Source organism: Shewanella vesiculosa, from assembly GCF_009994065.1.
GTDB lineage: Bacteria > Pseudomonadota > Gammaproteobacteria > Enterobacterales > Shewanellaceae > Shewanella > Shewanella vesiculosa.
Window position 1 is genome coordinate 150,047 of sequence record NZ_JAACSD010000003.1, and the last position, 12,824, is coordinate 162,870.

Consider the following 12,824-nt stretch of genomic DNA (forward strand, 5'->3'; position numbering starts at 1 on the left):
AGGTATCAATCACCACAAAGGTGCTTAAAATACAATCAAGCAAACCCAGTACGGTTAGCTATATCGGTATTGTTCAACAGCAGGTAGCAGCTTTTGTTACAACACAAGCACAGCAGTGATAGAATGAGACTTCCAAATTGACTATCGTTTGTCTTTACCTATTGTTTACTTATTATCTGCAATAACATCACCACTAAGCAGACTCAATAATCATCAACAACGATAGACGCCACTATTTTCGCGTTGATAGATTTGCATTTAAATACTATCAACGAAGCTCAGTCATCACATATTAGCAGGCCTATTTATGTCAGCCGAACTACTCGAAATTCAAAGCTTTATTGCCCAGTACGCTCCCTTTGATCAGCTTCCTGAACAAGTCATCATTGAAGTTGCCAAAAGCGTTGAAATTTCTTATTACCGTACCGATAGCATGATAGTTAATTTCACCGATAACATTACCGAACTTTATATGATCCGCAGCGGAGTGGTTGAGCTATATCGCCGTAAAGGTGAATTGTATAATCGCCTCGATCAAGGGCAATTATTTGGCCAAATGGGTTTACTGACTAATAATAAAGTTCGTTTCCCAGCCAAAGCGGTAAAAGATACCCTGCTATATTGTATTCCAGAGTCAGTATTTACTGATTTGTGCGAACATTACGACGATTTCGCCGATTTTGTAGAGGTTGAAGATACCACGCGTTTAAAACAGGCGGTAAAAGGTAAAACCAGTGACAATGCGCTGACCACATCTAAGGTGAAAACCTTACTGACTCGGGAAGCTCTGGTGCTTCCCTGTAATACGACAATCCAGGCCGTGGCCAAAATTATGGCCGACGAGAATATTTCTGCAGTATTAATTAATGATCCGACGATAGAAAATCAACAAGACAGCAGTTTCGTTGGCATTATTACTGAGCACGATTTGTGTGCAAATGTAATTGCTGCAGGCATCAATGTTGACAATCCTATCTCACAAGTCATGACGACTCAGTTGTTTTCACTGGATCATAACGCATATATCTTTGAAGCCATGCTGCTTATGTTGCGTAATAACATTCACCATCTGCCTATTTTAAAGAATAAAAAACCCATTGGACTGATCGAAGTTGCGGATATTATCCGTTACGAATCACAAAATAGTTTGTTATTTGTCAGCAGTATTTTTCAGCAAAAAAGTAGCGAAGATTTAGTGTTTCTTTCTGCACAGCTGAAAAATTGTTTTGTGCGTATGGTTAATGAAGATGCCAACTCCCACATGGTTGGTCGGGCAATGTCAGAAATTGGCCGTAACTTTAAACAGCGTTTGTTAGAACTGGCGGAAGAAAAATTTGGCCCGCCACCAGTGCCCTACTGCTTTTTAGCACTGGGGTCGATGGCCCGTGATGAACAGCTGATGGTCACCGACCAAGACAATGCCATTATTCTCGACAATAGTTATCAAGTCGCCTTGCATGGTGCCTACTTTGAACAGCTAGCAAACTTTGTCTGTGATGGTTTAGCCGCCTGCGGCTACAGCTATTGCACCGGTGATATTATGGCCAGCAACCCAGAGAACCGCAAAACACGTGCGCAGTGGGAAGAATGTTTCGGTGACTGGATAGACAATCCTAATCCACAAGCGTTATTAAATTGTTCAATTTTCTTTGACCTTACCGGTGTCTATGGCCGCATCAAATGGGCTGAGCAGTTAAATGCATTTATTCTTAGAAAAGCAAAGAAAAACAACCGCTTCTTAGCCTGCTTGGCGCACAATGCTCTTAACCGTAAACCTCCGCTGGGATTTTTTAAAGATTTTGTAATGGAAAAAGATGGTCGCCACAATAACTCGATTAATTTAAAACGTCGTGGTACTGCACCATTGGCGGATTTAATTCGAGTACATGCCTTAGCCATCGGTTCGCAATCACAAAACTCATTTGAACGCTTAGAAGATATTATCGAAGCGGGTATTCTGCCCACCTCAAAAGGTGAGGATTTACAACATGCCATGGAGCTTATCTCTCTGGTTCGCTTGCGCCATCAGTCGTCAGATATCGAATCTGGTATCGAGCCTGATAATAATATTGAACCAGAAAGTATGTCTGATTTTGAGCGACGCAACCTTAAAGATGCTTTTTTAGTGTTAAGTAATGCGCAAAACTTTTTAAAATATCGTTATACAGCCAACAAACTTTAAGGCTAACTCATGACCAATTTCAGCGATAACGAAATTTTAAACTGGGCAGCGTTGCTTAAATTAAAAGCAAAAAACAGTAAAGATCGACGCTTATATGATTTTTATCAAGCGGGTACCTACTGCAATGAAACTCCATTGAGCGACATTGAATTTGTCGCGCTTGATTTTGAAACTACTGGCCTAGATTCGCAGCAAAATAGCATTATTAGTATTGGTCTAGTGCCGTTTAATTTACGGCGAATTTTTTGCCGTAAAGCCAAAAAATGGTATCTAAATCCACAAGATAAACTCCAAGAAAACTCGATTATTATCCATGGTATTACCCACTCCGATTTACAAGGAGCACCTGATCTGTTACTGATTTTAGAGCAGCTTTTAGATGAACTGGCAGGTAAAGTGGTCGTGGTACATTATCGCCATATTGAACGTGATTTTCTGGATCACGCTTTACGACTGTTGATTAATGAAGGCATTGTCTTCCCAGTGATTGATACCATGCAAATTGAAGCTAATTTACAACGGGCTAAATCTCAGGGAATATTGAGTTTTTTTAAACCCAAACACAAGGTGTCAATTCGACTGGCTAATACTCGAGAGCGTTACAACTTACCCGCTTATGCACCTCATGATGCCCTAACCGACGCGATTGCCACTGCCGAGTTACTACAGGCACAAATTAACTATCATTTTAGCTCTGATACTGAAATTCGAAAATTGTGGCTATAGTCCCATCGATAACCATTAACCCATAAAAAAGCCGATGAATTAATCATCGGCTTTTTGTTACAGATTAAGACTAGCCTTTATTATGTTTCTCGGTGCGCATGCCTAACAGTAAGCTGACACACATGATTAACAGAATAATGGTAAACGGTAATCCTGTTGATATCGCGCCGGCCTGCAATGCTTCAATCGCTTCAGTACCACCAACCCACAATAATACCGCAGCAATAGCACCTTCGATGACAGCCCAGAAAATACGCTGTGGGATCGGAGCATCTATTTTGCCACCAGCTGTAATACTGTCGATAACAAGTGAACCTGAATCAGAAGAGGTAATAAAGAACACCAACACTAAAAGTACCGCCAGCATTGATAACAGATTACCTAATGGCAACGAATCAAACATTTGGAACATAGCTAATGGCACTTCGGTTAGCCCTTTACTGCCCAATGTACCGACATTATTGATCACTTGATCGATAGCGATACCACCAAATACAGACATCCATAAAATGGTTACTACAGTTGGAACAATCAATACAGTGGCCAGAAATTCACGAACGGTTCTGCCGCGTGAAATACGAGCAATAAACATACCCACAAACGGAGACCAAGAAATCCACCAAGCCCAATAAAACACAGTCCAACCATGCATCCAAGCTTCATCTTCACGACCGATAGGATTGCTCAATGGAATAATATTTTTAACATAGCCCATTACCGTGGTCGGAATCGTCCCCATGGAAACGGCAAAAGTAACAAGTGCAACAAACACAAGTAAAGCAACCGCAAGTAACATATTGATGTTACTGATCACTTTAACACCGCCTTCAAGACCACGTACCACTGAAATAACGGCAAGTAATGTGACAACCACAATAATCGTGATTTGTAAGGTCAAGTCAGCTTCGATACCAAAAACATGTTGGAATCCGCCAGCGGCTTGTTGAGCACCTAAACCTAATGACGTTGCAAGACCAAATAATGTGGCTAATACCGCTAAGATATCAATAATGTGTCCAGGCCAACCCCAAGTACGGTCACCCAAGATAGGATAAAAAGCAGAGCGTATTGAAAGTGGCAAACCTTTGTTATAAGCAAAGAAAGCCATAGACAAAGCAACAACGCCATAAATTGACCATGGGTGTAATCCCCAATGGAACATAGTTGCACCAAGAGCAAGCTCTGCCGCTTCAGGTGTATTAGCAACCACATTCAGTGGCGTTTCATACCAACCAGTGTAATACGCTAGGGGCTCAGCAACCCCCCAAAACATCAAACCAATCCCCATACCAGCAGCAAAGAGCATTGCTATCCAAGAAAGCCTAGAATAGTCCGCTTTGGCATCATCGCCACCTAAACGAATTTTACCGTAAGGAGATAAAATTAATCCGATACAGAAGAGTACGAAAAAATTCGCAGACCACATAAATAGACTGTCAAAAGCGCCTATAATCTGCCATTTCAAACCGTCCAAAAATTCTTTTGATGTTGCCGGATCAATAATTAAAATTGCAATTAAAAAGGTCGCTATGAGACCTGCACTAATACCAAAAACGGAATTATGAATATCAAAGCCCCATTTTTGGATATTATCCTGCCCCACAGTATAATCGGTATTATCTATACTGTATTTGTCCTTATTTATCTTCATAAATCCTCTGTTAGAGCCGCCAGCCCTGTAAATTTGACACTCAATTCAGTTCTTGGTGGGGATTTTAACAAAATAAGCTCATCATTTCAGGATTATTTAGAAATCAAGCATATTTACAAAAATAATCCCCTTTGAAAACAACTTATTAAATCAAAAATAATTATAAATAAACTGCTGTATATTAAATATATTTCCCTATAAATTATCTTTATTCAATATTGTAATAGTTGATCTTATGAGGATATAAGAGTTGATTTAGCCTCAGTAGACTATTATTAGATTTTTGCCTGCTAAAAACTCAACAAGATTAATTTTTACACACAGCCAGATACGCGAAAAATATATTCATTTCTTGCGCCATTAGAGAGTTAGCTTTTAATCATATTTATTATTATTCAGGTCATTTTTTTACGCTAATATAATTACTTAAACCATATTATAGCTTAGTTGATAAAATGAATTATTGAGCTTGCTGCGCGATAATTATTGGTCTTACCAAAATACGGCTTATTAATATAATTCTGCACGAGATCCTATGTTGGGGAATTAATATCCTATTCTCTTAGTCAGTATTTGTTATTATTCATCAATAGATGAATTAACGGAGTTTGATATGGCTGATAAACCGGGAAGACCCAAAGGGGAGACACAAACTCGCGCGGCACTGATAGAGGCGGCAAAAGGATGCTTTCTTCATAACAGCTACGATCGTGTGTCTATTCGCGAACTCGCTCGGCGTGCTGGCGTAGATGCAGCAATGATCCGTTATTACTTTGATTCTAAAGCTGGCTTGTTTGAAACCATGGTGAGAGAAACCATTGCTCCTGTGGCCAGTGTATTCAAGCATGATTTAAAAAAACAACAGAACTCACCAGAAGCATTAATGCGCGCTTATTATCGTATAATGGAACATGTTCCTGCCCTGCCTCGGCTAATTTTCCAATCATTAAATCAACAGGCCAGTGATGAGGCATTCATCATAGTATCGAATGTTATTCATGAAATGCTCGGTTATGCAGGCGACTGGATTAAAGAATTATCCGACCAACAAAAAATCAACCCACAGCTCGATCCCAAATGGGTCCGCTTAAGCTTTATTAGCTTAATGGTCTTTCCATTAATTGCTCCCAAAGTATTACTCAAACAAATGAATCTCCCCCTGAGCGAGTCTATGTTAGACCAACTGATTGCCCACAATATGCTGGTGATGAATCAAGGACTGTTTCAAGTTCCACCTCTAGAATCTTCAGGACCAGGAGTCCAAAAATGAAACCTCATCTAATTTACTTGCCGATTATTTTGCTCTTCGCGGGCTGTACCGCTGAAGAAGGTAACCGCGCAATGGGTTTAATTGAACGGGATAGGATTATGCTTTCAGCGCCGGTAACAGAGCAGATTAGCTCGATACAGGTAAAAGAAGGACAACAAGTCAACGCAGGAGACTTGTTACTTCAACTTGATCCTCGGCACGCGCAATGGCTTATTAACCAACGACAAGCGACGCTGACTCAAGCCCAAGCAAAACTTAAGCAATTGCAAACCGGGACTCGTTTAGAGCAACTTGCCGCCGCTAATGCAGCAATGCTTGCCGTACAAGCTCAAGCCCAAGAAGCAGACCGAAACTATGTGCGCATGAAAGACCTTTGGTTTAAAAAAATTGTCGCCAAAGCCGATTTTGATTCAGCCAAAGCAATAAAAGATCAAACAGCTGCACAATTAACCCAAGCAAAACAGCAATGGTTAGAGCTTAAAAATGGTACCCGTAGAGAAGAAGTCGTCCAAGCACAAGCTCAAGCTGATGCGGCGCAAGCATCATTGGCCGATGCCCAGCAATCTCTAGCCGAATTAAGCATTCGAGCCCCTAAAGCTGGAGTGGTAGATGTTTTACCTTGGAAACTTGGCGATCGAGTCGCAGCGAACGTGCAATTAGTGACATTGCTAGCCAGTGATCGACTTTACGCGCGAGTATATTTGCCCGCAACGGCTCTGGGTAAAATTAACCGCGGTGACACTGTAGCGGTGTGGGTTGATGGTTATGAACACCCAGTAACCGGGACGGTTCGCAATATCAGAAGTAGCCCAGCGTTTACACCTTACTTTGCTCTAAATGAACGAGATAGAGCAAGGTTAATGTATTTAACCGAAATAGACTTACCTATTGATGCAAACTTGCCTAATGGTCTGGGTGTTGAGGTTCGTTTACCATGAATGACTTAGCAAATGTGATCGAAACACAAGGCTTAACCCGTCAATTTGGCGATTTAATCGCGGTAGATAAACTCGATTTACAGGTGCCTAAAGGCAGCATTTACGGTTTTCTTGGCCCCAATGGCTGTGGTAAATCAACCTTAATTAGAATGTTAACTGGGTTACTAAAGCCTACTGCGGGCGAAGCCACCATTTTAGGTTTACCGTTGCAAGGAAATGAAGAATTACTTAAAAGCCGAATCGGCTATATGACGCAGAAATTTTCCTTATATGACAATTTGACGGTATTGGAAAATATGCGTTTCGTGGCGGCTATCTACAGTGTTAAAGACAAAAAACGCATAACCGACTTACTGGGCCAATATGGTCTCGAGCAGCAACAAAAGCAGCTAGCAGGCACCATGAGCGGTGGACAAAAACAACGTTTGGCGTTGGCCTGTGCCACGATGCACCGCCCTGAACTGCTGTTTCTTGACGAACCAACATCAGCCGTTGATCCACAAAACCGACGTGATTTTTGGGAGCATTTATTTGATCTGAGTAACAGTGGCACAACGATTTTGGTATCAACGCACTACATGGATGAAGCTGAGCGCTGTCATCACTTAGACATTCTTGAAAATGGTATCAGACGAGCAAATGGCACGCCGCGTGACTTGATGCAATCAATGGGAGCCACGGTTATTGAAGTCAGTGGCGATAATATAAGAGAGTTAAAACAGAAACTGTCGGCTGTTGATGCAATTATTTCTGCGTCTCAATCTGGTACGCGCTTAAGGGTCCTGGTGAATGAGTCGATATCGGAGCCTCTGCAGTACCTGAGTTCTATTTGTCAGCAATATCAGCTTGAAATTGTTCGTCCGAGTCTTGAAGACGTATTTGTCACCAGCACCGGAGGTCGCAATGTGGGATAGATTAGTGGCGATTGTTGTCAAAGAAATGAAGCAACTGTCTCGAGATCGGATGACATTTGGCATGATAGTGATGATCCCATTGTTGCAGTTAATGCTATTTGGGTATGCCATTAACACCGACATTCGCCATGTGCCCGCAGGCATCATCGATATGAGTCAAACCACCTATAGCCGAGCCGTCACTCAGACGATAATTGCAACCCAAGCAGTGGATTTTCAATATCAATATTATTCTATCGAGCAAGCTGAGAAAGCGATTACCAATGGTGAAGTCAAAGCCGTACTTTATTTACCCCTTGATTTGCCTCAACGTTTACTCATCCATCCTGCATTTGATGCCAAACAAGGTTCATCGCAAATCACTCGTCCGGTAGGTCAATGGCTTTTGGACGGTTCCGATACTATGGTAGCCGCAACAATTCGCTCATTGAGGAATTTACCGTTGGACGAAGTGGCTAACCGCTCAGCCAGCATGAGTGTGCCGACATTTGAAGTGGTCGAATACTTTAATCCTGAGCAGCGATCTGTGGTCAATATTGTGCCTGGATTACTGGCAGTTATCCTAACAATGACAATGATTATGTTTACATCTGCGGCCATTGTACGTGAGCAAGAACTGGGAAATATGGAGTTTTTAATTGCGACTCCGGTTCGGCCATTGGAACTGATGCTGGGTAAAATTATTCCGTACATTTTGGTAGGGCTCATCCAAGTCGCGATTATTCTTAGCGCTGGGCACTGGATCTTTGCTGTTCCGGTTCGCGGTGGATTAGACTCTTTGTTACTGGCGTCTTTCTTGTTTATCTGTGCCAGTTTATCACTAGGCTTAGTGATAAGTACTATTGCGAAAACTCAACTTCAAGCCATGCAATTAACCATTTTTGTGTTGATGCCCTCAATTTTATTATCTGGATTTATGTTTCCTTATGAAGCCATGCCGATTGGAGCACAATGGGTATCGGAAGCTTTACCTGCAACCCATTTTATTCGTATGGTACGAGGCATTGTGCTTAGAGAAGCGGAAGTCATGTCATTAAGCCAAGATGCACTGTGGCTACTGGGCTTTACCTGTCTTGGGGTACTATTAGCGGCAAAACGGTTTAATAAGCATCTATAAAGACTCAAAATAAGCGTTGAGCATTACATAGCCTGCGCTTATTTTGCATCTACAAATAAAGGCACAAAGCGCGTTAACCTTACTAAGGCAGCGGCATAAGGCTATACCTTAAAACGGTTAAGTTGCTGTTTTAGCGTATACACTTCATGCTCTAATCTGTCTCTTTCATTGAGTAATTGTAAAATTAAACCGACGCCACCCCAGTCAAGTGCAAAATCACGTTGTATACGAGTGGCTTTTTTAACTTGATGTAAATTCTCGACACTAAATTGCCATTGCTCTATCACCTCCCCCTGCTGTGGAATGGCAATACTATGCTCCACAAGCTCCAGTAGTAGTGCCAGGCTAATATCGCTGCATTCACACAATTCATCACTGCTCAACCAACTATCTTGTTCACTTATATTAATCTGCAGCATGATTATTTACTCCAACTGGCACGAGGGTCGAATGTATTTTTTTCGGCTAATTCAGTCCATAAATTTTTGCTTGTTTCATCTGATACCGTCGGCACCACAATTTTCAGCAGCGCAAATAAATCGCCTTGCTGTTTTTTACTCAGTAACCCTTTACCTTTTATGCGTAATCGCTGTCCAGATTGACTATTAGCAGGAATACTTAATTGGATGTGACCTGTTAATGTTGGTAATTTAACCTTAGTGCCCAGCACGGCTTCCCAAGGTGCTACAGGCACTACAATAGTTAAATCTCGCCCGTCGACATCAAACAAAGGATGAGGCGCAAAACGAATTTTCAAATACAAATCACCATTGTCGGCTTTGGTTTGTCCCGGTCCGCCTTGGCCTTTAAGACGAATACGTTCACCATTGACTACACCGGCAGGAATGTTAACTTTTAACGATTTGGGGTGTTCAACAATATGACCATCTGCATCGCGTTGTTGAAGAGTGAACGAGACAGGCTTAAGCGTGTCGGCCAATGTTTCTTCAAGAAACATCGGGAACTCCATTTCAATGTCTTGGCCTTTTGCAGGTTGAGTCTGTCGACCTTGATATTGGCCGTGAGGATCAAAGCCTGTATGCCTGCCACCAAAAATTGAATTGAAAAAATCAGAGAATTCTTGATCCGTTTGAGGATCGCTTTGCTGTTGGCCCCAATCTTGGCCGCCAGCTGCGTGATTTGCATATTGATTTTGGCTTCGGTTTAAATGATGCTGACGCACTTCATCGTATTCAGCACGCTTTTTAGCGTTATGTAATATCGCGTAAGCTTCACCAATTTCTTTGAATTTTGCCTCTGCATCATCATGCTTGCTCACATCGGGATGATACTTGACCGCGAGTTTTTTATAAGCGGCTTTTACCGCCTTATCATCCGCTTGAGGATCTATGCCTAATACCGTGTAATAGTCTTTAAAATTCATGTTATCCCCTAACAAAAAACACGTTTGCAACGGAGCGTCGGACTGCTTTAAACACAGCTACATTAATGAGTGTAGACTCACAGAGCAACAATATGCTTGATCTTGATCAACACTAACACACTATGCTTAGGTTACTTAATCAGCATTAGTTGATTAAAAAAAAAGGTCTTACTGAGGCTTGATGTACAAAACACAAACAGAATATTTAATTGATTTAATTAAAAATGCCGCTAAATTTAGCGGCATTTTTGTCGATGCAATGTGAATGTTTAGTTCAAACCGCGTCGTTTAAGGAGAGCCTCAGTTGTCGGCTCTTGTCCACGGAAGGCTTTATAAGCTTCCATCGGTGGCACACTGTTACCCACTTCACGAATGGTCTTGCGGTATTTCATCCCAATCTCACGGTTTAATCCACCTTGAGTTTGTACATAAGCAAATGCATCAGCAGCTAAGATCTCACTCCACATGTAGGCGTAGTAACTTGCTGAGTATCCACCAGGGAATGCGTGAGCAAAGTAAGTCGATTTATAACGTGGCGGCACTGCAGCGATATCAACACCATGCTTTTTCAACGCAGCGGCTTCAAACTGCGCGACATCTTGAAGCGGCGCATCTGCCGGCAACGAATGCCACTCTAAATCTACCAGTGCGGCCGCCATATACTCAAGAGTGTCGAAACCTTGATTAAAGCTGCGCGACTTAAGTAACTTTTGGAGTAGCTCATCTGGGATCATCTCGCCGGTTTGATAGTGTTTAGCGTAATTTGCCAGTACTTCAGGGTGCGCGGCCCAATCTTCTTCGAAGGTTGATGGGAACTCAACAAAGTCGCGGGTAACAGCCGTGCCAGAAAGACTTGGATAAGTGACTTTTGAAAACATTCCATGGGTGCCATGGCCCATTTCATGGAACATTGTGGTCACTTCATCATAGCTAACATACGTAGGCTGACCTTCAGGTGCCTTTTTGATATTCATGACATTAACAACGACAGGTTTGCTGTTAAGTAATGTCGATTGAGTGACAAATGCACTCATCCATGCTCCGCCGCGCTTACCTTCTCGGGCAAAGTGATCGGCATAGAAGATGGCCATCGAACTGCCATCGACATCAAACATTTCATAGGCTTTTACATCTTTATGGTAAACCGGTAAATCTGGACGTGGCTTGAAGGTGACGCCGTAGAGTTTTTCAAGGGTAAAGAAAACACCATCTTCCAATACCCGGTTAAATTCGAAGTAAGGCTTGATTGAAGCGGCGTCGAGATCGTACTTCTCTTTACGTACTTTTTCAGCGTAGAAAGCCCAGTCCCATGGTGCTAGGGTAAAATCAGCGCCAGTCTTGTTGATCATCATTTGAATATCAGCGGCTTCTTTTTCGGTATTAGCGACAACTGCGGGCACCATAGATCCAAACATTTCATATACCGCCTCTGGCGTCTTAGCCATTTGCGGTGCCAGAGTATAATCCGCCCAGCTATCGTACCCTAATAGTGCTGCACGCTCAGCACGAAGCTGGGCTAAACGTGACACCAATGATGCGGTTTCGTTATCACCACTCATTCCGCGAGTCGATGAAGCCTGCCAAACACGTTGGCGCAATTCGCGATTTTCAAGCTTGGCTAATACAGGTTGGCGGGTGGTATTAGTAATACTTAGCAGATATTTACCATCAAGACCTTGTGCACTCGCATCTGCTTTCGCTGCTCGGAGCTCATTTACAGATAATCCTGCAAGCTCTTCTTCAGAATCAACAACAACTGCAATCTCTTTCGTCAGCCTGAGTAGGCGTTGGCTAAATTCATTGGTGAGTGTTGATTGCTCTTCATTGAGTAATCTAATTTGGGCTTTTTGCTCATCGGTTAGCTTAGCGCCAGCCATGATAAAGCGCTGATGATAAACCTCAATCAGACGGATCTCTTCAGCGCTCAAGCCTAACTGCTGGCGTTGTTGATAAAGTGAGTCAATACGAGAGAACAATGCCGAGTTGAGTTGGATATTATCCGAGTGAACCGCCATTTTTGGTGCCATTTCACCCTGAATTTTTCGCAGTGTTGGGTTACTGTCTGTGCTCGCTAAATTATAAAACACATTCGCTGCTCTATTGAGTAGTTCACCGCTAGTTTCCAGTGCAACTATGGTGTTGGCAAAAGTGGCTTTATCATTATTATTAGCAATCATCAGTACTTGTTGATAATGCTCTTTAATACCTTGCTCAAGTGCTGGCTGAAAATGCTCATCTTTAATGATGTTAAAATCGGGAGCTTGATATTGCAATGTGCTAGCAACAAATAAAGGATTTGCGGATAGTGGACTAACATGTAATTGTTGCTTGTTGTCCGCTTCTGATGCTGATTGGCATCCCGTGAGAAACAGGGTGGTTGAAAGTGTACCTGCAACGGCTAGCGCGATAAGATTGATTTTCATATAACAACGACTTCCTTCTTTTAATATTTGTTATTTTTCATAGTAAACAACTCATTGAATACGTTATCGACTAGTTTATTATTTGTGGCTTAAGTCAGGCTGAAATAATCAACATTGGTGGGTAAAACATAAAAAACCTAATAAAAGTCTGTAAATTTAGCCAGTTTGGTCTGTAAAACTTCACTTTTTGTAAGCGGGGAATTGAATAAAAATATGATG

10 protein-coding genes are annotated in these 12,824 nt (G+C 42.0%); 6 read left to right on the forward strand and 4 right to left on the reverse strand.

The window, feature by feature from the left end; genetic code table 11:
• Window positions 1-307 precede the first annotated feature (307 nt).
• Complete coding sequence (locus GW828_RS00715; RefSeq protein ID WP_124015973.1) at window positions 308-2,182, forward strand: putative nucleotidyltransferase substrate binding domain-containing protein; 1,875 nt, start codon at window positions 308-310, stop codon at window positions 2,180-2,182.
• A gap of 9 nt (window positions 2,183-2,191) precedes the next feature.
• Window positions 2,192-2,908: a 3'-5' exonuclease gene (locus tag GW828_RS00720; RefSeq protein WP_182697200.1), complete on the forward strand. Its 717-nt coding sequence runs from the start codon at window positions 2,192-2,194 to the stop codon at window positions 2,906-2,908.
• Between the two features lie 70 nt (window positions 2,909-2,978).
• On the opposite strand, the gene GW828_RS00725 is transcribed toward GW828_RS00720, so the two are convergent.
• Window positions 2,979-4,559 carry a BCCT family transporter gene (locus GW828_RS00725; protein WP_182697199.1) on the reverse strand — a complete coding sequence of 527 codons (1,581 nt, stop codon included), beginning with the start codon at window positions 4,557-4,559 and terminating at the stop codon, window positions 2,979-2,981.
• A gap of 613 nt (window positions 4,560-5,172) precedes the next feature.
• Between GW828_RS00725 and GW828_RS00730 the strand changes: the two genes are divergently transcribed.
• From GW828_RS00730 to GW828_RS00745, 4 genes are read left to right on the forward strand one after another with little or no spacing between them, the layout of a single operon-like run.
• On the forward strand, window positions 5,173-5,829 hold the full coding sequence (locus GW828_RS00730; RefSeq protein ID WP_124015970.1) for a TetR/AcrR family transcriptional regulator: 657 nt from the start codon (window positions 5,173-5,175) through the stop codon (window positions 5,827-5,829).
• Window positions 5,826-6,767 carry an HlyD family secretion protein gene (locus GW828_RS00735; RefSeq protein ID WP_273057226.1) on the forward strand — a complete coding sequence of 314 codons (942 nt, stop codon included), beginning with the start codon at window positions 5,826-5,828 and terminating at the stop codon, window positions 6,765-6,767. Before GW828_RS00730 ends, GW828_RS00735 begins: the two co-directional genes overlap by 4 nt.
• The gene (locus GW828_RS00740) at window positions 6,764-7,681 is read left to right on the forward strand and encodes an ABC transporter ATP-binding protein (protein ID WP_273057225.1); all 918 of its coding nucleotides are present in this window, start codon (window positions 6,764-6,766) and stop codon (window positions 7,679-7,681) included. Before GW828_RS00735 ends, GW828_RS00740 begins: the two co-directional genes overlap by 4 nt.
• Window positions 7,671-8,798 (forward strand): ABC transporter permease, encoded by a 1,128-nt coding sequence (locus GW828_RS00745; protein WP_182697196.1) that lies wholly within the window; start codon window positions 7,671-7,673, stop codon window positions 8,796-8,798. Before GW828_RS00740 ends, GW828_RS00745 begins: the two co-directional genes overlap by 11 nt.
• Before the next feature lie 101 nt (window positions 8,799-8,899).
• Here the strand turns inward: GW828_RS00745 and GW828_RS00750 are convergent, their stop codons facing one another.
• The 3 genes from GW828_RS00750 to GW828_RS00760 all read right to left on the reverse strand — a co-directional run bounded on the left by GW828_RS00750 (window position 8,900) and on the right by GW828_RS00760 (window position 12,605).
• Window positions 8,900-9,217 carry a chaperone modulator CbpM gene (locus GW828_RS00750; protein ID WP_182697195.1) on the reverse strand — a complete coding sequence of 106 codons (318 nt, stop codon included), beginning with the start codon at window positions 9,215-9,217 and terminating at the stop codon, window positions 8,900-8,902.
• 2 nt (window positions 9,218-9,219) lie between these two features.
• Window positions 9,220-10,182, reverse strand: a complete 963-nt coding sequence (locus GW828_RS00755) for a DnaJ C-terminal domain-containing protein (RefSeq protein ID WP_273057222.1) — start codon at window positions 10,180-10,182, stop codon at window positions 9,220-9,222.
• 269 nt (window positions 10,183-10,451) lie between these two features.
• The gene (locus GW828_RS00760; RefSeq protein WP_273057220.1) at window positions 10,452-12,605 is read right to left on the reverse strand and encodes a M3 family metallopeptidase; all 2,154 of its coding nucleotides are present in this window, start codon (window positions 12,603-12,605) and stop codon (window positions 10,452-10,454) included.
• Window positions 12,606-12,824 lie beyond the last annotated feature (219 nt).